Here is a 22,391-nt window from a genome sequence, read left to right as displayed (position 1 = left end):
CGTGCGACCGGCCGATCGGGGTGCGGCTAAGATCCGGGAGCGCGGTCCGGGCGTAGCGCAGAGGCAGGCGCACCGCCTTGCTCAGGCGATCACGCCGGTTCGAATCCGGCCGTCCGGATGCGTACGCGGGGTCCCGTAGAGCAGAGGCAGACTCGCCGCCTTGTCAGGGCGGATACGCCGGTTCGAATCCGGTCGGGACCGCGGTACGGCGGACACGGGGCGGGGACGGCACATGGGCGAGACGATCAGCGAGGCGGAACTGGCCGTCTTCCACGACGTCGTGGGCAAGCTGCGTGACCTGCCCGTCGACGACCCCGTACGGCTGCGTGCCGAGCAGGTCGCCGCCTCCTTCGCCCGCGACGGACGACTGCGCCGGCGCAAGGCGCGGGGCGCCGCGGCGTCCGCCGCCGACGCGCAGGTCATGGCGGCGACGGCGACCGGTGCCCTGGAGCGGCGCGAGGACGCACCGCTGGCCGCGTCGGCCGGCACCTCCGGTGTCTTCCGCAAGCCCCGCACCTGCTATGTCTGCAAGTCGCCCTATCGAGAGGTCGACTCCTTCTACCACCGGCTGTGCCCGTCGTGCGCCGCCGACAACACCGCCCGCCGCGCCCTGAGCACCGACCTCACCGGCCGCCGCGCGCTGCTCACCGGCGGCAGGGTGAAGATCGGCTTCCAACTGGCCCTGATGATGCTCCGGGACGGCGCCGAACTGCTGGTCACCTCCCGCTTCCCGCACGACACCGTGCGCCGCTTCCGGGCCGAGCCCGGCAGTGAGACGTGGCGCGACCGGCTGACCGTGCTCGCCGTCGACTTGCGAGACCCGCGCCAAGTACTGGGCCTGTGCGAGGAGTTGCGGAAGGAGGGCGAGCCGCTGGACATCCTCGTCAACAACGCCGCCCAGACCGTGCGCCGACCGCCGGAGTCGTACGCGCTGCTCGCCGCCGGGGAGTACGACGCCCTGCCCGAGCGCGCCCGGCAGGCCCCGGGCTTCACGCCCCTGCGGATGCTGGAGGCCGGCACCGCGTCGCTTCCCGCCGCGCTGCGCGAGGCCGACGAGGCGGGGCTGCTGCCCGACCCGTCCCCGGAGAACTCCTGGTCGGCCCGGCTCGGCGCGCTCGACCCGGCCGAGGTCCTGGAGACCCAGCTCGTCAACGCCCTCGCCCCGGCCCTGCTCTGCGACCGGCTGCTGCCGCTGCTGCTCGCCTCCCCGCACCCGCGCCGGTACGTGGTCAACGTGACCGCCGTCGAGGGCCGGTTCGCCGTCCGCAACAAGATGGCCGGCCATCCCCACACCAACATGGCCAAGGCCGCGCTCAACATGCTCACCCGCACCAGCGCCGCCGAACTCGCCGAGCAGGGCGTGCACATGTGCGCCGTCGACACCGGCTGGATCACGGACGAGAACCCGGCCCCGAAGAAGGCGCGGATGGCGCGGGCCGGATTCCGGACACCGCTGGACATCGTGGACGGGGCGGCCCGCGTGTACGACCCGATCGTGCGCGGGGAGGCGGGGGAGCCCCTGTCCGGAGTGTTCCTCAAGGACTACCAGGAGGCGGAGTGGTGACCGAGGAGACGAGCGGCTTCGCGGGAGTGCCTTCCGTCGTGCCGCGCCCGGTCGCCGAACTCGCCCCGCTGCTGGCCTGGTTGCGCGCCGGGCGACCGGCCGGGGAACGGCTGGACTTCCCGGCCGGTACGGCCCTGCCCGACGGCCGCCTCGACCTGTGCAAGCAGCAACTGGGCACCGAGGGCGCCACCTTGGTCGCCGACGCCCTGGGGCAGGGGCCCGCGCCGGTACGGCATCTGCTGCTCGGCACCGACGGGCTGGGCGACACCGGGGCCGAGGTGGTGGCCGGGGCCGGGGCGGGCGCCGAGGTCGAGACGCTCTACCTCGGGTGCAACGGCATCACCGCGGGCGGCGCCTGCCGGATCGCCGACCAGCTGCGCGCCTCCCCGCAGGTCGTCACCGGGGTGTGGCTCAAACGCAACCCGCTGGGTTCCGCCGGTGGCCGGGCGGCGGCCGAACTCGTGGAAGCGGCGAGGTCGTTGCGCACCCTCGACCTGGTCCAGACCGGCCTCGACGTCTCGGGCGCCGCCGTCCTCGCCGACGCGCTGCTGGCCGCCGCCGACAACGGACGCCGGATCGAGCGGCTCTTCGTCGGCGGCAACCCGCTGGGCGAGGCCGGTGCCGAGGCGCTCGGCGCGGTGGTCGCCGCGGGCGCGATCGACGAACTGTACGTGTCCGCCGCCCGGCTGGGCGACACCGGTGCCGACCGCCTCGCCGACGCGCTGGAGCGGGCACCGTACGGGCGGTTCACCCGGCTCGCCGTCGCCAGCAACGGCATCGGACCACGGGCCGCCGCCCGACTGGTGACGGCGGCCACCGCGGCCGGGGTCACGCTGCTGGACCTCGGCCGGGTGCGCGCGGCGGCGGTGCTGGGAGCGGCGGACAACCACATCGACCTGGCCGCCGCCGACACGATCGCCGAGACCCTGGCGGCTGCCGAGCACCGCCTCACCCACCTGGTCCTGACCCACACCGGCATGCGCAGCCGTGAGGCCCACCGTCTCCTCGACACCGCGCCCCGGGCCGCCACGGCCACCCGCTTCGTGCTCGGCCAGGGCATCGCCGCCAGCGTCAAACGGCGGCTGGAGGCGCTGAGCGCGCACGTCCCGAGGCCCGCGGTGCCCGCCGACGTGGCCGCCGTGCGCAGCGTGCACCGGACGGCCCCGCCCGACGCCACCGCCTGACGCTCACGATCTGCGCATGCCCATGAACACCTCCGTCCAGAACCGCTGCTGCTGCTTCGAGGCCCCCACCAGATACGTCGCCCGCAGCTTGGCCGGCAGCAGCGCCACCAGCCGGGCCACCACCGCCCGGTGCTTCTTCAGCTGGGACAGCTCCGCGTTCGCGAGGATCTGGTGGACCACATCACTGTCGTCGCCGCCCTCTCCGGACTGCTCCGCGGCCCGCCGCAGCCTGGCCTCCCAGACGTCCGCGTCACGCGCGAGCTCACGCAGACCGGTCACCTCACGGCCCCTGAGCCGGTCGAGGAGCGCGGTGAGCGGCACCGGCGCGTACTCGCCGTCGCCGAGATAGACCGTGCCCATCTCCAGCGGCAGCCCCCGCCGGTGCAGCTTGATGAGCCGCTCCAGGGTGCGCTTGGTGATCCAGGCGCGGCCGTCGTCGTCGATGTCGTGCTTCCACCACTCCAGCACCGTCTCGGCGTCCGCGCCGTAGCGGGCCAGCAGCCACTCGTTGGCCGGGATGTCCTCCGGCGCCACCTCCAGGGAGGCCGTGAAACGCGTCGCCTGCGCGATGTTGTTCCGCGACACCAGCAGCTTGCGGCCCAGGTGGTACGGCGGGTTCTGCACGGCGATCTGCGCGCGCAGGTTCTCGATCCGCCGCCCGGCCAGCGACCACTCCTGGGTGATCTCCATGAGCTTGGCGAACGCGGCCTTGTCCTTGGGCCGGTTGTACTCGTCCCACACGATCGCCTTCGGCTCGGGACCGGTGAAATGCGCGGCGAGGAGGTTGTCCAGGGTGCCGTCGGACGACGGGATCGGCGCGCACAGGTCCTCGACGTTGGTCACCGGCAGCGAGAAGTACAGCGGCTCCCGGCCGAGGCCCGACCGCACCGTCTCCCGCACCAGCTCCGTCTTGCCGCAGCCGGGCGGGCCCTGGAGCAGCACCGTCCAGCGGTTGCGCAGCGCGGCGCGCACCACCTGCCGCACCGGGTCGGGAATCGTGGCCGGGTTGGCCACGCCCACCGCCTCGGCGATCCGGTCCAGGATCTCCTGGGTCCGGTTCTGCCCGGGCTTGCCCTGCGGCCCCGGCTCGGCGAGGCGCAGCCGTTCGCCGTCGACCAGGGGCAGTCCCCAGCGCAGCGGGAACCCCTCCTTCGCGTTGGCGAGAACATGGTCGAGGGTGCGCGGGGACAGCAGCTCCCGCAGGGCGGGGGAGAGCGAGGCCCACAGTGAGAACACCGGACGCAGGTCCCACGGGCGGTACTTGACGGCCAGATGGCGGCGCCACGACGTGTCGTTGGCGGTGATCCGCAGCGTGACCATGCGGTCGAGGAGCGCGAGGTCGCCGCGGCGGGCCGAGGTCTCCGCCAGCGACTCGTTGTCGGTGAGGAAGACGCCGACGCAGCCCAGGGCGCGCAGGTCGTGCTCGCCGAGCGTCCAGTTGCAGGCGATCTGCATCAACTGCGACTGGATGGTGTCGCCGGCCTGCAACGAGTCGTCGATGAGCAGCACGAACGGCGTGCCCGGCTTCAACTGGCTCATCACCAGCTGGCGCAGCACCAGTTCACCGGTGTGCGGATCGCGCACCGGCGCGTTGACGAGCAGGTCGTCCGGCGTGAGGTTCGCCGCCGGGACGTACACCAGGGTGGTGCCGGGATGGGCGCGGGCGATGTGCGCGAAGAACGTCGCCGTCTTGCCGATGCCGTGCTCGCCGAAGATCTGGCCCGTCTGCCCCATGTCGATCATCGCGTCGATGAAGGACTCGAGCCGCGAAGCGGTCGACTGCTGTGTGTCCGTGCTCATTTACCGTGATCCTGTGGTGACGCGATGGCAGTCCATCGCCGGTGTGTGCGTCTCGGGCCACTCGCTGCCGCCCTCGGTGATCAGCCAGATCCATTTGTCCGGCTCGGACGGGGTGATCGGGGGCGCGTAGCCGTCGGTGAGCACCACGACAGCGTCCGGACTCACCTCGAAACAGCGCCCGTTCACCTCCGACCGCCCCTCCACGTAGTCGGCGACCACCTGGAAGCTGGTGCCCCCTCCGCCGTAGACCCGCTCGCCCGGCGCGAAGGGCATCACCACGGCGTCGAAGGACAGCCAGTGCGCCTCGACGCCGTCGATCCGGCCGACGAGTTCGGTGAGCCAGGTGATCACGTGCTGCGGCATCGAGCCCGAGGTGTCGTACGCGATGACCAGCACCTTGTCCCGTACCGGGCCGCGCCGCGCCAGCATCGGGTCCTGGCCGAGCGCCGCGAGCAGCGCGCCCCGCTTCTTCGGGTACACCAGCCGCTCGCCCTCGCGCAGCTTGGAGCCGAGCACGTCGACGAGCCAGCGCTGCCACCAGTCGACCGCGCGCGTGCGTGAGGTCTCGCCGCGCAGCACGCCCGCCCTCAACTGCCCCCAGATCCGGGCGGCCCGCGCGCTGCCGTCCTCGGTGCGGCCCATCAGGTCGAGCAGCTCCCGCTCCGCGCCCGCGTGCCCGCGCCTGGCCGCCAGCAGGGAGTTGAGCAGCGCGGACGACGTCACCGCGTCCACGGTCTCCTGGTCGGCCGGGACCAGCCCCCCGCGCAGATGCACGCACAGCCGGTGCTCCGGGACCGGCGGGCGGTGCATCCGCTTCAGCTCGCCGTACACCCGCAGGTCCGTCTCGGTGAACGTGTCGTACGGCACCGGCTCCAGGCCGTGCGCCGTCAGATCCGCGTGGTAGCGCTCATACACCTCGCGCGGGTCGACGCCCGTCGGCCTGCCGTCCAGCAAGGGGAGCTCGGTCCGTCCGAGCCGGACCAGCGCCACATGGTTGATGGACACCTCGGCGGCCAGCTCGAAGACCGGGTCGCTGCGCAGCTCCGGGTCGGCCAGCAAGTGGCGGTGCACGAGGTGACGCGCCTCGTGGAACAGCACGAACTTCACACCGTCCAGGCCGAGTCCGGCGAAGAAGTCCGGGTTGTAGAGGAGCAGGCAGGTGCCGTCTCCGGAGGCCACCACGGCCGCCGTGTCGATCGCGGTCGTCGGGATCTGGTGGTGGCACTTGGTGTACAGCCAGGACGCCACCGCCGACTCCGTCAGCCCGAAGTCCAGCAGCGCGGCCTCCTTCAGCCGCCGCGCCTCCGCCACGACCTCCGGATCGGCCGGGCGGTACGCCTCCAGCGCCCGGCGGTCGGCGAGGTCGACCACCGGGGTACGCCGCCCCCGCTCCCCGTACGCCATGCCATGCCCCCCGAAATGCGTTTCCCCCGTGGCTCATTGGTACCAGGACCCACTGACATCGGGCCAAGGCATTACGATCTGACGCCAAGGGCGGGGGCGTAGCGCAGAGGCAGGCGCACCGGTCTCCAAAACCAGAACACGCTGGTTCGAATCCAGCCGCCCCGCCCCCCTGCCGGTCAGGCGATGGCGCCCGCCGTGACGACCAGTTCCGGCGTGTTCCCGTGGAACGTCTCCGTCAACTGCGCCAGCACCGCCCACGCGTCCTCGCGTTCGCCCAAGTGGTCCCGGACGAGCGGGCGGAGGGCGTCCTCGGCCTCCATCAGCCGCGCCGGGAACAGCAGATGTCCCAGCGACAGCACCTCGAGAACGGGCAGCGCCGGACCGTCGGAGGCGATGTAGTCGGCGGGGCTCTCGAACACGCCTGCCTGGCGCAGCCGATGGGTGAACCTCGCATGCCTGCCGAAGCCGGCCCGCACCGACGGCGGGCAGTCCGGGCGTACGGAGAGCGCCCAGCGCGCGTAACCGGGCAGCGGGCGCTCGCGGTCCGCCGCGCCGACCGCCGCCCAGTCGGCGCGCGTCAGCACCATGGACGCGGCGGAGCGTCCCTCGTTCATCGAGCGGACCTCGCGCAGCGCGCCCACGAGGCCGTGGCGGACGTAGCTCTCTGGGACCTCGGGTTCCTGTCCCGGCAGGGTCGCGTCGACCGGTATCGGGTCGAGGCGACCGGGTCCGAACGGCACTCCGCGCGCGATGGCCCGGCGCAGACCGGAGTCGGTCGGGATGTGCCGCCACACCACGGCGTTGAGCTGCGGGTCGTCGTTCTCCATGATCCACAGCGCCACGGAGGCGTCGAGGTGCCGGGCCCAGGTCCACGCGCGCGTGACGCGTCCCCGGGCCTGCGTGGGGCTCTCCGGCTCGGGCAGGCCGGTCCGGGCCCGGACCCGTACGGCGATCTCCTCGTCGACGAGGCCGAGCAGGAAACCGACCGCCCGCTCCACCCTGGTGTTCTCTCGCATGGCGGCATGATGCCGCCGGTCAGGGCCGGACCGCACCGGATATTCGCGGGCCGGTCCCGGCGGAGGTCAGCCCGCCGCGCGTGCCGCCATCCGGGCCTTGCGCGCCGCCAGCTTCTCGTCGAACTTCAGGGCCTCCGCGTCCAGGCCGCCCAGGAACAGGCCGAGTTCGTCCTGGGCCTGCTGCCCCTCGGGGCCGAGGCCGTCGATCTCCATGATCTTCAAGAAGCGCAGGACCGGCTGGAGGACGTCGTCGTGGTGAATGCGCAGGTTGTAGACCTCGCCGATGGCCATCTGCGCCGCGAAGCGCTCGAAGCCGGGCATGCCGTGGCCGGGCATGCGGAAGTTGACGACGACGTCCCGGACCGCCTGCATGGTCAGGTCGGGGGCGAGCTCGAAAGCGGCCTTCAGGAGGTTGCGGTAGAAGACCATGTGGAGGTTCTCGTCGGTCGCGATGCGGGCCAGCATGCGGTCGCAGACCGGGTCGCCGGACTGGTGGCCGGTGTTGCGGTGCGAGATGCGGGTCGCGAGCTCCTGGAAGGCGACGTAGGCGACCGAGTGCAGCATCGAGTGACGGTTGTCCGACTCGAAGCCCTCGCTCATGTGGGCCATGCGGAACGCTTCCAGCTTGTCCGGGTCGACCGCGCGCGAGGCGAGCAGGTAGTCGCGCATCACGATGCCGTGCCGCCCCTCCTCGGCGGTCCAGCGGTGCACCCAGGTGCCCCAGGCGCCGTCGCGGCCGAAGAGGGAGGCGATCTCGTGGTGGTAGCTGGGGAGGTTGTCCTCGGTGAGCAGGTTCACCACGAGCGCGATGCGGCCGATCTCGGTGACCTTGGACTGCTCCTTGCCCCAGGCCTCGCCGTCCTCGAAGAAGCCGGGGAAGTTGCGGGCGTCGCTCCACGGCACGTACTCGTGCGGCATCCAGTCCTTGGCGACCTTCAGATGCCGGTTGAGCTCGGTTTCGACGACTTCCTCCAGGGCGTACAGCAGCTTGGCGTCGGTCCAGACGGCGGGGCTGCCGAGGTGCGGGGAAGTGATCGTCACGGGGACTCCAGGGGGACGCGTAACACAGCGGAGAAGAGCCGGGTAACCGGCGAGCGGTTGCCGGAACCTACGAGAGCGTAGGCTACGAAACCGTAGGTTACGAAGCCGTAGGTTAAGCGCGACGTAAAGATCCCTGATCAGCCTGTGTTCCCAAGGCACCCCGGGGCCTACGGAAAAGCCCCAGGACCCGCAGGTCCCGGGGCCGAACGGATGGGCCGCTCACCCGTCAGGCGTACAGCTCCCGTACGCGGACCGAGAGGCATGTCACACATCCCTCCAGCTTCTCGAACTCGCTGATGTCGACCACGACCGGGTCGTGGCCGAGGTCGGCCAGCAGGTCGATGGTCTTCGGCGCGCTCGCCGAGATGAGCAGCTTGTGTCCGCCGAGCAGCACGACGTGGCCGCCGGCCTCCTCGGGCACCGACAGGAAGCGCGGGAACAGAGACGGACGGTCCACCTTCGGGATGTTGCCGATGACCGTGCCGTCGGGCAGGGCCGTCACCGCCGACTTCAGATGCAGCACCTTGGTCACGGGCACGGCCACGACCCGTGCCCCGAGCGGCTCGAAGGCGGCCCGCAGCTGCTGCACGCCCGCCGCGTTGGTACGGCCGCCCCGGCCGACGTAGATCGTGTCGCCGACCTTGAGGACGTCGCCGCCGTCCAGGGTGCCCGGCTCCCAGATCCAGTTCACCGAGCAGCCCAGCGAGGCCACGGCCTCCTCGACCCCGGCGGTCTCCGCGCGGCGCGACTCGGCGCCGGGGCGGGTGATCAGCGCGACGTTCTTGTACATGACGACCGTGTCCTCGACGAACACCGAGTCCGGGCAGTCGTCCGCCGGGTCCACCTCGACCGTCTCCCAGCCGTGCGCGCGCAGGGCCTCGGCGTACGCCTCCCACTGCTCGACCGCGAGATCGACATCGACCTTCTCGCGCTCGATGTGCGTCACCAGGCCTTCGGCCAGGCGCGGGCTCGGACGGCGGATGAGGGCCTTCTTGCTGGGCACGTGTGGAACTCCGTAACGGCGGCAGGTGACGGCGCCCCGGAAAAGCGGCGCCGGTCCGCCATCATGCAGGGCGGGCCCGCGCACACAAAACCCCCGTTGCCAGGCTGTGGCCCTCCTGAGATACGCGGCAGTAACCACGGCTGCCGGGCGGTGCCGCCGGCGACCCCGATCGTCTCGCGGGTCACCGGCGGCCTCCCCGACCCGCTCGCACGGGTTTCTGTGCGGGGTACCGCGTTTCGCTCACGCGGGTTCCGCGAGGGCCTCCGCGTGCCGCTCACGCGGGTTCTGCGTCCGCGTGCCGCTCACGCGGGTTCTGCGTCCGCGTGCCGCTCACGCGGGTTCTGCGAGGGCCTCCGCGGTTGTCTCCCGGAGCTCGCCGTCCAGCAGCAGCCACCGTGTGATGCCGATCGACTCCAGGAACGGCAGATCGTGGCTGGCCACGATCAGCGCCCCCTCGTACGACTCCAGCGCGGACGTCAGCTGCCGCACGCTCGCCATGTCCAGGTTGTTCGTCGGCTCGTCCAGCATCAGCAGCTGCGGGGCCGGCTCCGCCAGCATCAACGCCGCCAGTGCCGCCCGGAAGCGCTCGCCGCCGGACAGGGTCGCCGCCTTCTGGTCCGCGCGGGCACCCCGGAACAGGAAGCGGGCCAGCCGCGCCCGCACCCGGTTGTTGGTGGCGGCCGGAGCGAACCGGGCCACGTTCTCCGCGACCGACAGCTCGTCGTCGAGAACGTCCAGCCGCTGCGGCAGGAACCGCAACGGCACATGCGCGTGCGCTTCGCCCGACACCGGTGCCAGCTCCCCGGCGATCGTCCGCAGCAGCGTCGTCTTGCCCGCTCCGTTGCGGCCGATCAACGCGACCCGCTCCGGACCGCGCAGATCCAGACCGCCCTTCACGCGCGCACCGTACGCCGGCTCCAGGTCCAGGAGCGTCAGCACGTCACGCCCCGGCGGCACGGCCGTGTACGGCAGGTCGACCCGGATCACGTCGTCGTCCCGCACGGCCTCCACCGCCTCGTCGAGCCGCTCCTTGGCCTCGGCGAGTCTCTCCTCGTGCATGATGCGGTGCTTGCCCGCGGAGACCTGCGCCGAGCGCTTCTTCAGTTTCATCACCGCCCTGGGCTCGCGCTTGTTCTCGTACATCTTGTTGGCGTACCGCGTGCGCTGCGCCAACTTCGAATGCGCCTCGGTCAGTTCACGCTTCTGTCGCTTGAGGTCGGCCTCCGCGACCCGCACCATCCGCTCCGCCGCCTCCTGTTCGGTGGCGAGGGACTCCTCGTAGGCGGAGAAATTGCCGCCGTACCAGGTGACCTCGCCGGAGCGCAGATCGGCGATCTGGTCGACCAGGTCGAGCAGTTCACGGTCGTGGCTGACGATGACCATGACGCCGGACCAGGACGCGACGGCCGCGTACAGCCGCCTGCGGGCGTACAGGTCGAGGTTGTTGGTCGGCTCGTCCAGGAGCAGCACGTCCGGGCGGCGCAGCAGCAGCGCGGCCAGCCGCAGCAGCACCGACTCGCCGCCCGACACCTCGCCGACCGTGCGGTCCAGGTCGATGTGGCCGAGGCCGAGTTCGCCGAGGGTGGCGAGGGCGCGCTCCTCCGCGTCCCAGTCGTCGCCGACGGTCTCGAAGTGCTCCTCGGCCACGTCGCCCGCCTCGATGGCGTGCAGCGCGGCCCGCTGGGCGGCGATGCCGAGCACCTCGTCGACCCGCAGGGCGGTGTCGAGCGTGACGTTCTGCGGGAGATGGCCGACCTCGCCGGCGACGCGCACGGTGCCATCGGCCGGGGTGAGTTCGCCGGCGATCAGCTTCAACAGGGTTGATTTCCCGGACCCGTTGACGCCGACCAGGCCGGTGCGGCCGGGACCGAAGGCGACGTCGAGGTCCTCGAAGACGCAGGTGCCGTCGGGCCAGGCGAAGGCAAGAGAGGTACAGGTGAGGGAAGCGGACATACAGGCCTCGCGGTTGCTTGATGCGGTCAGGGGCAAACGCGTATCGAGAACACCTGCGACCACAGGGAGGCTCCGCGGGCAAAAGGGGAAGATGAAAGAAACCCTGCACGGGAGGACGGCTCGAACGCCGAGGTCGCACGCGGCGCACACACCACAGGTGTGTGACGCGGTGTCTCAGGACCTCAGAGGAGCAACGTCCTTCTCCGATCGACGGCAGCAGAAGCGTTCTCCACGGTAGGGAGCGGTGATGGGGCCGTCAATCGAATTAACGTGACGTCCGATCTCTCTGACTCTCTCCGCTCTCTCCGCTCTCTCCGATTCGAGGAGGCGCCGTGCCCGACGGCTCGCTGTCACTACCCGCCCGGCTCTACCTGCTGGCCTGGGACACCACGAGGAACGAGCCCACCGGCACCCCCCACCTCGACCACCTGGTGCGGGCCGGCGCCCTCACGGAGCTGGCCCAGCGCGGGCTCCTCGTCGACGACGACGGCATCGCGACCCCGGCCGACCTGGACTCCGCCACCGGGAACGCGGCTTTGGACGGGCTCCTGGAGTTGGTACGGGAGTCCCGGCCGCACCACTGGCGCAGCTGGGTGCCGCTGCACGCGCGCGTGACGCTCGACGCCGTTCGGGAGCAGCTGGCCGCCGAGGGGTATCTCCGCGCGGAGAAGCGCCGGGCCCTCGGGGTCTTCCCGACCGTCGAGTACGCCCTGGAGCGCGGTGCCGTCGCGGACGCGCTGCGCGCGGAGGCGCGGCGGGTTCTCGAAGGGTCGGCGCCGACCGTGGCGGTCTCGGACCGGGACGCGGCCGTCGTCACGCTGGCCGCCGCGGCCGAACTGCGCACCCTGCTGACCCGCACCGAGCGCGGTCAATACCGGGAGCGGCTGGCCGAGCTGGCCAAACTGGCGGAACCGGCCGGACCCGGTGGGGTGGCGGGGCCGGGAACGCGGAGGGTCGGGGAGGAGCTGCGGGCGGCGCTGACGAGTGCCGTTGCGCCCGCCGGTGCGTGACCGTTTCGGCGCCGCACGTTGATGTCGATTTCCTGCCAGCCCTGCTTCCGTCCCCGCTGCTTGAGTGAACGCATGACGAAGCAGACCTCCCTCCGCGACCGCGCCCTCGCCTTCCACGCCCTGCATGTCCCCGGGCGCCCGCTCGTGCTGCCGAACGCCTGGGACACCGCGAGCGCCCGGATCGTCGAGAACGCCGGTGCCGCGGCCGTGGCGACCACCAGCGCGGGGCTCGCCTGGGGCCTGGGTGCGGCGGACGGCGACCAGGTGGACCGGGAACGGGCCCTCGGCGTCGTCGCGGAGATCGCCGCCTCCGTGGACGTACCCGTCAGTGCGGACGTCGAGAGCGGCTACGCGGCGGACCCGGAAGGCGTCGCCGAGACGATCCGCGCGGTTCTCGCGGCGGGCGCGGTCGGCGTGAACATCGAGGACGCTCTTTACGAGCAGGGCGCGGGGCCGCTGCGGGACGTCGCCGAACAGGCCGAGCGGATCGCCGCCGTCCGCGCCGCCGCCGACGCGGGGGGCGTGCCGCTGTTCGTCAACGCTCGCATCGACACGTTCCTGCGGGGTGCCGGAGGATTGGACCTCACCCTGGAGCGGGCCGCCGCCTTTCGTGCCGCGGGCGCGGACGGGATCTTCGTCCCCGGGGCCGTCGACCCGGGAACCGTCAAGGAACTCGTCGACGGTGTCGACGGCCCTCTGAACATCATGGTCGGCCCCGGCGCCCCGCCGGTCGCCGAACTGGCGGCCCTCGGCGTCGCGCGCCTGAGCGCGGGCGCGAGCATCCCCATGGCGGTGCATGCCCTCGTGCGCCGCGCCACGCGGGAGCTGCTGGGCGCGGGCACGTACGAGTCGCTGGCCGACGGGTTCGACTACGGCGAGCTCAACGCGCTGCTGGGCGGGCCGCTGCGGCGGTAGGTCAGCAGGCGTCCCGCATCAGCTCGGCCAGTTGCTGGTCCAGGTCGAGCTGGAGGTGTTCGAGACCGACGGGCACCAGCGCGGCCGTCGCCTCCAGGAAACGCCGCAGCTCGCCCGAGCGGACGTGCACGACGGCGGTGCCCTCGGGGGCGTGGAACTCCAGCACGGTGCGGTCGTACCCGTACGGCCGCACGCGTACGTCGCCGTGGCCCTCGGGGGCCGTCAGGCCCGCGGCGAGGAGTTCGCGCGAGAACGTCCAGCAGACGTCCACGCCCTCCAGGGTGGCCGGGGCCGGGAAGGTCATGCGGATGGCGAACGGATCGCGCCGGTCGTAGTGCAGCGTGGCGGGAATGCTCGGCATCCGCGGCGCGGCGGCGACGAGGCGGGCCTCTACGGGCTGCTCGATGACGGTGGACAACGCCTTGCTCCCTTGTGACGGCTGAACGGACGGCTGACTCGACGGCTGGACCGACTTCCGGGCGGATGGGACCGGGTACTGGAAGAGACGTCGGAATCGGCCCATCCGTGCACACCAAAGTCGAGTGACCTCGGTCACCGCGTTTCATGCACAGGAGTGGCGCCGCCGTTCTCCTGTGCCCCGGAAGGGCACTTGTGGCGACCGAGGCACCATGCTGCGGCCGTCTGGACGGGGCCGAGCACGTGGGCTAGCTTCGCCCGCCATGAGGCGCTTGGGGATCACGCGAGGAACGCGACGGACAAGACGGACGAGACGGACGACCCGACTGACCCGCACGACCCGTACGACCCGTACGACTCGGGTCGGGACCCGGGTCGCCGCGGGGGTGGCATGCGCGGCGGCGCTGGCCGCGTTGACGGCCGTACCCGCGCAGGCGCACGGGCCGGAGAACCGGGCGCCGCACTGGGAGCTCAAGGACAGCGGCGCTCCCGACGTACGGTTCCGGGGCCTGTCCGCCGTCAGCCGTACGACCGCGTGGGTGGCCGGCACCCAGGGGACCGTGCTGCGCACCACGGACGGCGGCGCCACCTGGCGGAACGTCTCGCCGCCCGGCGCGGAGGAGCTCCAGTTCCGGGACGTCGAGGCGTTCGACGCGCGGCGGGCCGTCGTCCTGGCGATCGGCGAGGGCGAGGCGTCCAGGGTCTACCGCACCGAGGACGGCGGGGCCACCTGGACCGAGTCCTTCCGCAACACCGACGCGCGGGCCTTCTACGACTGCATGACCTTCCTGGACCGCCGGCACGGCCTGGCGATGAGCGACCCGGTGGACGGCAGGTTCCGCATCCTGTCGACGAGCGACGGCGGCCGCTCCTGGTCGGTGCTGCCGGACGACGGCATGCCGGCCGCCCTGGAGGGCGAGGCCGGGTTCGCCGCGAGCGGCCAGTGCCTGGTCTCCTCCGGTCCCGAGGACGTCTGGCTGGCCACCGGAGGCGCGGCACGCGCGCGCGTGCTCCACTCCTCGGACCGCGGCCTGACGTGGACGGCCACCGACAGCCCGATCCCCGCGGGCGACCCCGCCAAGGGCGTCTTCGCCCTCGCCTTCCGCGACCGCACGCACGGTCTCGCGGTCGGCGGCGACTACCGCGCGGACCAGGCCTCCCCGCAGGCGGGCGCGGTGACCGGCGACGGCGGTCGCAGCTGGCGGGCGGCCGCCGCACCCCCGCCCGCCTATCGCTCCGGCGTCGCCTGGCTCCCGCACAGCCGCACCGCGGCCCTCGCGGTCGGCCCCACCGGCACCGACCTCACGACGGACGGCGGCCGGACCTGGCGCACGGTCGACGCGGGCTCGTACGACACCGTGGACTGCACCCCCGACCTGGGCTGCTGGGCGGCCGGGGAGAAGGGGCGGGTGGCCCGGCTGGAGAACTGAGCGCGGATGGGGGTACCCGGTCACCGAGCGCGAAAGGAGTGACCCCCATGCCAAGCGGTTCGAGCCCGAAGAGGGAACGCCAGTACGAGCACATCAAGAAGAGCGCCCAGGACCGGGGCGAGAGCACCGGGCGGGCCAAGGAGATCGCCGCGCGCACGGTCAACAAGGAACGAGCCCGCTCCGGCGAGTCCAAGTCCGCGAGCCGCACGTCCACACAGGACATGTCGTCCGGCAAGAGGGGCGGCCAGCGGTCCGGCAAGGGCTCCCAGGGCCCGACCTACGACCAGCTCTACGAGGAGGCCAAGCGCCGTAACATCAGCGGCCGTTCGGACATGAACAAGAGCCAGCTGAAGCAGGCGCTCGGCGGAAAGGGCTGACCGGGGCCGCACGGGGTGCGTGCGGGAAGGGCCGGTCCGGGACCGTGCGGGGTGCGTGCGGGAAGGGCCGGTCCGAGGCCGTACGGGGGAATGCGTACGCTCGTCGGCATCATGACGACCGTACGCATTCCCGCGGGTTGGCCCGCGACCGAGGACGAAGCCCGTGCCGTGCAGGACGAGTTGCGGACGAAGGTGGTGCTCGACGAACCCGGCCCACCGCCCGGAACCGGTCGGGTGACCGGCGTGGACGTGGCCTACGACGTCGAGCGGGACGTCGTCGCCGCCGCGGCGGTCGTGCTGGACGCGTCGTCCCTCGAGGTCGTCGCGGAGGCCACGGCCGTCGGCCGCGTCTCCTTCCCGTACGTCCCCGGCCTGCTCGCCTTCCGGGAGATCCCCACGGTCCTTGCCGCCCTGGACGGCCTGCCCTGCCCGCCGGGCCTGATCGTCTGCGACGGCTACGGCCTCGCCCACCCCCGCCGCTTCGGCCTGGCCAGCCACCTGGGCGTGCTGACGGGCCTCCCCACGATCGGCGTCGCGAAGAACCCCTTCACCTTCACGTACGACGACCCGGCCGCCCCACGGGGCAGCACCGCCCCGCTCCTCGCGGGCACCGAGGAGGTCGGTCGCGCCCTGCGTACCCGGGCAGCCGTGAAACCGGTCTTCGTCTCCGTCGGCCACCGCGTCACCCTCGGCAACGCGTGCGCCCACACCCTGGCCCTGACTCCTGACTACCGCCTCCCGGAAACGACGCGACGCGCGGACGCGCTGTGCCGCGAGGCGCTGAAGGAGGCGACGCGGGTCGCGGACCCGCAGACCTGACGGGCGACCGCGAGCGGTGGCACCGAGGCCGCGAGGTGTTCGAGCGGATCCGTTCCGGCGCTCCGCTTGACGGGCTCACGGCGGAGCAGCAGGCGCTGTTCCGTCTCGCCGAACTCGTCGCCGAGGTCGCCCACAACGCGGCCGGGCCGCCCCCGTACTTCAACCATCACGCGGGGTGGCGGATCGGCCCTCTCGCCCGCTTGGCAGCCGCCGGCGATCCCGGGACGCACGCGCGCGTGGAGGCCGTACTCGGCTCCTGAGTACGTGAACTGAGTACCTGTACGGATGTGGGCGTGCCGTCGTGATCGGCAGGCTGTGCCGCATGACGACGCACCGTATGCCCCGCCACCGATCGCCCAAGCCCCTCTCCGACCCCAACCGGCCCGTCGAGCGGGCCGTGACGGCCGCGCTCGTCCTGGCCGTGCTCGCCGGGCTCGCCTGGATCTGCGGGATGATCTACACGGTGGCCACCTGGCCGCTGTAGGGCACGCCGGGCAAAGCGCTTGTGAGGTGTTCCCGCGGCGCACTAACTTGCCCCGGTGGATCTCTTCTCGCAGGCGTGGGCGGCGTTGCGCACGGCGGTCGCGGAACTTCCGGACGAGGACTTCGAGAAGCCCTCCGGCTGTGCCGGGTGGCTGGTGCGGGATCTGGTGTGCCACCTGGTGATCGACGCCCAGGACGTGCTGATCACCCTCGTCACTCCCGCCGACACGGAACCCACCGCCGACTCCGTCACCTACTGGCACGTCGCCGACGAGGCGCCCGACGGCAACGACCCGCTCGACGCGCTGATCGTCCGGCTCGCCGCCGCGTACCAGGAGCCGCATCTGCTCAAGTTCCACCTCGACGACGTCGGTTCCGCCGCCGGACGCGCGGCCCGGCTCGCCGACCCCGCCGCGGTGGTGAGCACCCAGGACATGGTCCTCACCGTCGGCGACTACCTCGGTGCCTACGTCCTGGAATGGACGCTGCACCACCTCGACCTGATCGCCCACCTGCCGGACGTGCCGGGGCCGCCGAGCGAGGGAACGGCCCGCTCCCGCGCGCTGCTGGAGCAGATCGCCGGCGCCGCGTTCCCCGCGTCGTTCAGCGACACGGACGCCCTGCTCATCGGCACCGGCCGCCGCGCCCCGACCGACGCGGAGCGCGCCGAACTCGCCACACTGGCCGCCAAGCTCCCGCTCGTCCTCGGCTGAGGCTGTGAGGGCTGTAAAGGCTGTGGGCGCACGGCGGACGGCCGAGGGCTGAGGACGCGCGACGGACGGCCGAGGGCTGAGGACGCGCGACGGACGGCTGAGGGCTGAGGGCTGAGGGCGCACGGCGGGAGACGCAGGGCTGAGGGCACACGGCGGGAGACTCAGGGCTGAGGGCGCACGGCGGGAGACTCAGGGCTGAGGCATTGAGGAGCGCGACGCGCCCCCCCCGGCCGGACCCCCGCGCCCTACCTCCTCCGCGCCACCCGAAACACGATCCCCGCCGTGCGCAGCCGCTCGATCAGCGCGTCGCCCATCGCGACGGCCGTCGTGACCTGGCCGGCCGTCGGCGGAAGTTCGTCGAGGGCGAGGCAGAGCGCCGCCTCGGCGAACATCTTCGCCGTCTCGTCGTAGCCCGGGTCGCCGCCCGAGACCTCCGTGAACACCTGCCGGCCGCCGCCCTCGCCCACGAAACGCACCGAGAACCAGCTCTTCGCCCGCTTCTCCGCGCTCGGCCCGTCCCCGGGCTTGACCCGGCCCGACAACCAGCGCCGCGCGGGCGGCAGTTGGGCCGCCGCGAACAGCGCCCCGACCGCGGCGACCCCGCCCACGGCCACCGGCAGGCGGCGGACGGCCGCGTAGTGGCGGTAACGGAAGTCGGGGCCGTAACGTTCCAGCGCCCTGGCCGACCGGCCCACGATCTGCGCGTCGATCGTCGGCAGCGGCAGCGCCCAGGCGCCGACCTCCCCGGCGAACCGGGGCGCGCCGTTCGGCGTCGTGGCCCGGCGCCCCACCAGACGCGGCTCGTGCCGCCCCCGGTCCCGCGCGGCGGCCAGCATCTGCCGACCGCGCGCGAACTGGTTCAGCGCCGAGGCGAACGTACCGCCCGAGAACATCGCGTCGGCCGTCACGAACCCGTCCACCCGCAGCGGCACCCCCTCCGGGAGCTGCCGCACCGTGAAGTAGGCGCCGAGGTCGTGCGGCACCGAGTCGAAACCGCACGCGTGCACCAGCCGCGCCCCGGTCTCCCGCGCGCGTGCGTCATGGCGGACGTACATGAGGTCCACGAACTCCGGCTCACCGGTCAGGTCGAGATAGTCCGCACCCGTCTCGGCGCAGGCGGCGACCAGTTCCTCGCCGTAGGTCACATAGGGTCCTACCGTCGTGGCGACCACGCGCGCGTGCTCGGCGAGCGCCCGCAGCGAGGCCGGTTCGGCCACGTCGGCCCGCAGCACGCCGACCTCCGCGCCGCCCGGCAGCCGCTCGCGCAGCGCCTGAAGCCTCTTCTCGCTGCGGCCGGCGATCGCCCAGCGCAGCCCCTCGGGCGCGTGCGCGGCGAGGTACTCGGCGGTGAGCGTCCCCACGAAACCGGTCGCCCCGAAGAGCACGATGTCGTACGGACGGTCCGTCCTGTTCAGCCTGCTCATGACACCTCTCGTCCGCCAGCACGCGCCGTTGTCGGTGGCCGAGGCTAGCGTGACAGCAGACGGGCCCGGACGGTGACCCATCGGTAATTTGGCTAAGCGCTTGCTCGCTCAGGTCTTGTGCCCGATGGAACGCGTTCTTAGCATCACTGGTGTTACATCAGTTGTGTCACGCCCTCGCGGGCCGAAGGACATGGGGGCTGGATGACGACGGCGACGAGGCCGGAGCCCGGGCACGGCCCGCTCACCGGCGTACGCGTGCTCGAACTGGCCGGCATCGGACCGGGCCCGTTCGCCGCCATGCTCCTCGCCGACCTCGGCGCCGACGTCGTACGCGTCGACCGGCCCGGCGGACCCGGCCTCGCGATCGACCCGGCGTACGACGTCACCAACCGCAACAAACGCTCGGTGATCGTCGACCTCAAGGCTCCCGAGGGCGCCGCGCGCGTCCTCGACCTCGCCACGCGCGCCGACATCCTCGTCGAGGGCTACCGCCCCGGCGTCGCGGAGCGTCTGGGCGTCGGTCCGGAGGCCTGCCACGCCCGCAACCCGCGGCTCGTCTACGGCCGGATGACCGGCTGGGGCCAGGAAGGCCCCCTCGCCCGGCGCGCCGGGCACGACATCGGCTACATCGCCCTCACCGGCACCCTCGGCATGATCGGCAGCCCCGGCGAACCCCCGGCCGTCCCCGCCAACCTCCTCGGCGACTACGCGGGCGGCTCCCTGTACCTCGTCGTCGGCGTGCTCGCCGCCCTCCATCACGCGCGCGTGACCGGCGCCGGCCAGGTCGTCGACGCCGCCATCGTCGACGGCACCTCGCACCTCGCCGCGATGATCCACGGCATGGTCGCGGCCGGCGGCTGGCAGGACCGGCGCGGCGCCAACCTCCTGGACGGCGGCTGCCCGTACTACGGGACGTACGAGACCGCCGACGGCCGGTACATGGCCGTCGGCGCCCTGGAGCCGCAGTTCTACGACGAGTTCGTCCGCGTCCTCGGCATCCCGGAGCATGCCGACGCACGCAAGGACTGGACCCGCTGGGGCGAACTGCGCGAGGCCGTCGCCGCCCGCTTCAAGTCCCGTACGCGGGACGCATGGACGGCCGCCTTCGACGGCACCGACGCCTGCGTGGCACCGGTCCTGTCGCTGGCCGAGGCCCCGCACCACCCGCACCTCGCCGCCCGCGGCACCTTCACCGACCACGGCGGCATCACCCAGCCCGCCCCCGCACCCCGCTTCTCGGCGACCCCGACGACCGTACGGACCGGCCCGGCCAGGCCCGGCGCCGACACCGCGGCCGTGGCCCGCGACTGGGACGTACCGGACCTCGCGAAGGACGAGAACCGATGAGGGGCCGGAAAGCGATGACAGGGCAGAAGCCCATGAACGGCCAGGAATCCATGAAAGGCCTCGAAGCGGAATGAGCGGAATGAAACGCCAGATCTTCGCCCCCGAGCACGACGCGTTCCGCGAGACCGTGCGCGCCTTCCTCGACCGCGAGGTGCTGCCGCACTACGCGCAGTGGGAGAAGGACGGCATCGTCTCCCGCGAGGCCTGGCGCGCGGCCGGCAAGCAGGGCCTGCTCGGCCTCGCCGTGCCCGAGGAGTACGGCGGTGGCGGCACGCCCGACTTCCGCTACTCCGCCGTGCTCGCCGAGGAGTTCACGCGCGCGGGCGCCCCCGGCCTCGCCCTCGGCCTGCACAACGACATCATCGGCCCGTATCTGACCGGCCTGGCCACCGACGAGCAGAAGCGCCGCTGGCTGCCCGGCTTCTGCGACGGCTCGCTGATCACCGCCATCGCCATGACCGAACCCGGCGCGGGCTCCGACCTCCAGGGCATCCGCACCCACGCGGAGGACCGCGGCGACCACTGGGTCCTCAACGGCTCCAAGACCTTCATCTCCAACGGCATCCTCGCCGACCTGGTGATCGTCGTCGCGAAGACCACCCCCGAGGGCGGCGCCCACGGGCTGTCGCTGCTGGTCGTCGAGCGCGGCGCGGAGGGGTTCGAGCGCGGTCGCAACCTCGACAAGATCGGCCAGAAGGCGCAGGACACGGCCGAGCTGTTCTTCCACGACGTACGGGTCCCCAAGGAGAATCTCCTCGGCGAGCTCAACGGCGCGTTCCTCCACCTGATGACGAACCTCGCCCAGGAGCGCCTGAGCATCGCCGTCTCCGCGATCGCCGCCGCCGAGCACCTCCTGGAGATCACCACGGCGTACGTCAAGGAGCGCGAGGCCTTCGGCCGGCCGCTCGCCACCAAGCAGCACATCCGGTTCGAGATAGCCGAGATGGCCACCGAGTGCGCCGTCACCCGCACGTTCCTCGACCGCTGCATCGAGGAGCACTCGAACGGCGAACTCGACGCCGTCCACGCCTCCATGGCCAAGTGGTGGGCGACCGAACTGCAGAAGCGGGTCGCCGACCGCTGCCTGCAACTGCACGGCGGCTACGGCTACATGAGCGAGTACCCCGTCGCCCGGGCCTTCACCGACGGCCGCATCCAGACCATCTACGGCGGGACCACCGAGATCATGAAGGAGATCATCGGCCGTTCCCTGCTCGGCTGACCCCCTGACCTCAGCCTCTCCGCCCCTCACCCTCGAAAGGCTTCCTCGTGAGCACCGAAGCGTACGTGTACGACGCGATCCGCACCCCGCGCGGACGCGGTAAGGCGAACGGCGCCCTGCACGGCACCAAGCCCATCGACCTGGTCGTCGGACTCATCCACGAGATCCGCGCCCGCTTCCCCGGCCTCGACCCGGCCGCGATCGACGACATCGTCCTCGGCGTGGTCGGCCCGGTCGGCGACCAGGGCTCCGACATCGCCCGCATCGCCGCCATCGCGGCCGGACTGCCGGACACCGTCGCGGGCGTACAGGAGAACCGCTTCTGTGCCTCCGGCCTGGAGGCCGTCAACCTGGCCGCCGCCAAGGTCCGTTCCGGCTGGGAGGACCTCGTCCTCGCGGGCGGCGTCGAGTCCATGTCCCGGGTGCCGATGGCCTCCGACGGCGGCGCCTGGTTCAACGACCCGATGACCAACCTCGCCGTGAACTTCGTCCCGCAGGGCATCGGCGCCGACCTCATCGCCACCATCGAGGGCTTCACCCGCAAGGACGTCGACGAGTACGCGGCCCTCTCGCAGGAGCGCGCGGCGACCGCCTGGAAGGAGGGCCGTTTCGACCGGTCCGTCGTCCCGGTCAAGGACCGCGCCGGCCTGACCGTCCTCGACCACGACGAGCACATGCGCCCCGGCACGACCGCCGACTCCCTCGCCAAGCTCAAGCCGTCCTTCGCGGACATCGGCGAACTGGGCGGCTTCGACGCGGTGGCCCTGCAGAAGTACCACTGGGTCGAGAAGATCGACCACGTCCACCACGCGGGCAACTCCTCCGGCATCGTCGACGGCGCCTCCCTGGTCGCCATCGGCTCCAAGGAGGTCGGCGAGCGCCACGGCCTCACCCCCCGCGCGCGGATCGTCTCCGCGGCCGTCTCCGGCTCCGAACCCACCATCATGCTCACCGGCCCCGCCCCGGCCACCCGCAAGGCCCTCGCCAAGGCCGGGCTGACCATCGACGACATCGACCTCGTCGAGATCAACGAGGCCTTCGCGGCCGTCGTCCTGCGCTTCGTGAAGGACATGGGCCTGTCCCTGGACAAGGTCAACGTCAACGGCGGCGCCATCGCCCTCGGCCACCCGCTCGGCGCGACCGGCGCCATGATCCTCGGCTCGCTCATCGACGAACTCGAGCGCCAGGACAAGCGGTACGGCCTCGCCACGCTCTGCGTGGGCGGCGGCATGGGCATCGCCACCATCGTCGAGCGCATCTGACCCCCTC

The 22,391-nt window shown here is 72.3% G+C and carries 21 protein-coding genes and 3 tRNA genes; 16 read left to right on the top strand and 8 right to left on the bottom strand.

Going from position 1 to position 22,391, the window contains the following annotated elements:
• Window positions 1-46: 46 nt before the first annotated feature.
• From DI272_RS08075 to DI272_RS08060, 4 genes are all read left to right on the top strand, one after another.
• A tRNA-Ser gene (locus tag DI272_RS08075) sits at window positions 47-118 on the top strand.
• An 11-nt stretch (window positions 119-129) separates the two neighbouring features.
• A tRNA-Asp gene (locus tag DI272_RS08070) sits at window positions 130-201 on the top strand.
• Window positions 202-232: 31 nt separating this feature from the next.
• Window positions 233-1,564 (top strand): SDR family NAD(P)-dependent oxidoreductase, encoded by a 1,332-nt coding sequence (locus tag DI272_RS08065; RefSeq protein ID WP_109494677.1) that lies wholly within the window; start codon window positions 233-235, stop codon window positions 1,562-1,564.
• Window positions 1,561-2,748, top strand: coding sequence for a ribonuclease inhibitor (locus DI272_RS08060; RefSeq protein ID WP_109500735.1), 1,188 nt, complete (start codon window positions 1,561-1,563; stop codon window positions 2,746-2,748). The genes DI272_RS08065 and DI272_RS08060 overlap by 4 nt, the downstream gene beginning before the upstream one ends.
• A gap of 3 nt (window positions 2,749-2,751) precedes the next feature.
• On the opposite strand, the gene DI272_RS08055 is transcribed toward DI272_RS08060, so the two are convergent.
• Both DI272_RS08055 and DI272_RS08050 read right to left on the bottom strand, forming a co-directional pair.
• On the bottom strand, window positions 2,752-4,548 hold the full coding sequence (locus DI272_RS08055; RefSeq protein ID WP_109494676.1) for an AAA family ATPase: 1,797 nt from the start codon (window positions 4,546-4,548) through the stop codon (window positions 2,752-2,754).
• Window positions 4,549-5,952 carry a hypothetical protein gene (locus DI272_RS08050; RefSeq protein WP_109494675.1) on the bottom strand — a complete coding sequence of 468 codons (1,404 nt, stop codon included), beginning with the start codon at window positions 5,950-5,952 and terminating at the stop codon, window positions 4,549-4,551. It lies immediately after the preceding gene.
• Window positions 5,953-6,044: 92 nt separating this feature from the next.
• Here DI272_RS08050 and DI272_RS08045 point away from each other — a divergent pair.
• A tRNA-Trp gene (locus DI272_RS08045) sits at window positions 6,045-6,117 on the top strand.
• An 11-nt stretch (window positions 6,118-6,128) separates the two neighbouring features.
• Here the strand turns inward: DI272_RS08045 and DI272_RS08040 are convergent.
• The 4 genes from DI272_RS08040 to DI272_RS08025 form a co-directional block, all read right to left on the bottom strand.
• On the bottom strand, window positions 6,129-6,968 hold the full coding sequence (locus DI272_RS08040) for a hypothetical protein (protein WP_146238313.1): 840 nt from the start codon (window positions 6,966-6,968) through the stop codon (window positions 6,129-6,131).
• A 66-nt stretch (window positions 6,969-7,034) separates the two neighbouring features.
• Window positions 7,035-8,009 (bottom strand): acyl-ACP desaturase, encoded by a 975-nt coding sequence (locus DI272_RS08035; RefSeq protein WP_109494673.1) that lies wholly within the window; start codon window positions 8,007-8,009, stop codon window positions 7,035-7,037.
• A gap of 226 nt (window positions 8,010-8,235) precedes the next feature.
• On the bottom strand, window positions 8,236-9,012 hold the full coding sequence (ddaH, locus tag DI272_RS08030; protein ID WP_109494672.1) for a dimethylargininase: 777 nt from the start codon (window positions 9,010-9,012) through the stop codon (window positions 8,236-8,238).
• Between the two features lie 330 nt (window positions 9,013-9,342).
• Window positions 9,343-10,965, bottom strand: coding sequence for an ABC-F family ATP-binding cassette domain-containing protein (locus tag DI272_RS08025; protein WP_109494671.1), 1,623 nt, complete (start codon window positions 10,963-10,965; stop codon window positions 9,343-9,345).
• Between the two features lie 332 nt (window positions 10,966-11,297).
• Here DI272_RS08025 and DI272_RS08020 point away from each other — a divergent pair, with 332 nt between their 5' ends.
• Together DI272_RS08020 and DI272_RS08015 are read left to right on the top strand one after the other, a co-directional pair.
• The gene (locus DI272_RS08020) at window positions 11,298-11,975 is read left to right on the top strand and encodes a GPP34 family phosphoprotein (RefSeq protein WP_109494670.1); all 678 of its coding nucleotides are present in this window, start codon (window positions 11,298-11,300) and stop codon (window positions 11,973-11,975) included.
• A gap of 72 nt (window positions 11,976-12,047) precedes the next feature.
• Window positions 12,048-12,890, top strand: coding sequence for an isocitrate lyase/phosphoenolpyruvate mutase family protein (locus DI272_RS08015; RefSeq protein ID WP_109494669.1), 843 nt, complete (start codon window positions 12,048-12,050; stop codon window positions 12,888-12,890).
• Between the two features lies 1 nt (window position 12,891).
• On the opposite strand, the gene DI272_RS08010 is transcribed toward DI272_RS08015, so the two are convergent.
• Window positions 12,892-13,308 carry an SsgA family sporulation/cell division regulator gene (locus DI272_RS08010; protein ID WP_109494668.1) on the bottom strand — a complete coding sequence of 139 codons (417 nt, stop codon included), beginning with the start codon at window positions 13,306-13,308 and terminating at the stop codon, window positions 12,892-12,894.
• A 403-nt stretch (window positions 13,309-13,711) separates the two neighbouring features.
• Between DI272_RS08010 and DI272_RS08005 the strand changes: the two genes are divergently transcribed.
• From DI272_RS08005 to DI272_RS07980, 6 genes are all read left to right on the top strand, one after another.
• A complete protein-coding gene (locus DI272_RS08005) occupies window positions 13,712-14,737 on the top strand; it encodes an oxidoreductase (RefSeq protein WP_258314869.1) in 1,026 nt (341 codons plus the stop codon).
• Between the two features lie 47 nt (window positions 14,738-14,784).
• Entirely contained in the window at window positions 14,785-15,114 is a 330-nt protein-coding gene (locus DI272_RS08000) for a plasmid stabilization protein (RefSeq protein WP_109494667.1), read from the top strand.
• A gap of 111 nt (window positions 15,115-15,225) precedes the next feature.
• A complete protein-coding gene (locus DI272_RS07995) occupies window positions 15,226-15,933 on the top strand; it encodes an endonuclease V (RefSeq protein ID WP_109500733.1) in 708 nt (235 codons plus the stop codon).
• Window positions 15,934-15,968: 35 nt separating this feature from the next.
• Entirely contained in the window at window positions 15,969-16,193 is a 225-nt protein-coding gene (locus DI272_RS07990; protein WP_109494666.1) for a hypothetical protein, read from the top strand.
• A gap of 62 nt (window positions 16,194-16,255) precedes the next feature.
• Window positions 16,256-16,417 carry a morphogenic membrane protein MmpA gene (gene mmpA, locus DI272_RS07985; RefSeq protein WP_258314487.1) on the top strand — a complete coding sequence of 54 codons (162 nt, stop codon included), beginning with the start codon at window positions 16,256-16,258 and terminating at the stop codon, window positions 16,415-16,417.
• Window positions 16,418-16,472: 55 nt separating this feature from the next.
• The gene (locus DI272_RS07980; RefSeq protein WP_109494664.1) at window positions 16,473-17,129 is read left to right on the top strand and encodes a maleylpyruvate isomerase N-terminal domain-containing protein; all 657 of its coding nucleotides are present in this window, start codon (window positions 16,473-16,475) and stop codon (window positions 17,127-17,129) included.
• Window positions 17,130-17,374: 245 nt separating this feature from the next.
• On the opposite strand, the gene DI272_RS07975 is transcribed toward DI272_RS07980, so the two are convergent.
• A complete protein-coding gene (locus tag DI272_RS07975) occupies window positions 17,375-18,553 on the bottom strand; it encodes a trans-acting enoyl reductase family protein (RefSeq protein WP_109494663.1) in 1,179 nt (392 codons plus the stop codon).
• A gap of 201 nt (window positions 18,554-18,754) precedes the next feature.
• Here DI272_RS07975 and DI272_RS07970 point away from each other — a divergent pair, with 201 nt between their 5' ends.
• The 3 genes from DI272_RS07970 to DI272_RS07960 all read left to right on the top strand — a co-directional run bounded on the left by DI272_RS07970 (window position 18,755) and on the right by DI272_RS07960 (window position 22,384).
• Window positions 18,755-19,900: a CaiB/BaiF CoA-transferase family protein gene (locus DI272_RS07970; protein ID WP_109494662.1), complete on the top strand. Its 1,146-nt coding sequence runs from the start codon at window positions 18,755-18,757 to the stop codon at window positions 19,898-19,900.
• Between the two features lie 79 nt (window positions 19,901-19,979).
• Entirely contained in the window at window positions 19,980-21,122 is a 1,143-nt protein-coding gene (locus DI272_RS07965; protein ID WP_109494661.1) for an acyl-CoA dehydrogenase family protein, read from the top strand.
• Window positions 21,123-21,169: 47 nt separating this feature from the next.
• Window positions 21,170-22,384, top strand: a complete 1,215-nt coding sequence (locus tag DI272_RS07960) for an acetyl-CoA C-acetyltransferase (protein WP_109494660.1) — start codon at window positions 21,170-21,172, stop codon at window positions 22,382-22,384.
• Window positions 22,385-22,391 lie beyond the last annotated feature (7 nt).

Origin of the sequence: Streptomyces sp. Act143, assembly GCF_003143935.1 — a bacterium.
In the GTDB taxonomy this organism is placed as follows: domain Bacteria; phylum Actinomycetota; class Actinomycetes; order Streptomycetales; family Streptomycetaceae; genus Streptomyces.
The sequence above is the reverse complement of the archived record's forward strand: the minus strand, read 5'-3'. Positions and strand labels throughout refer to the sequence as shown.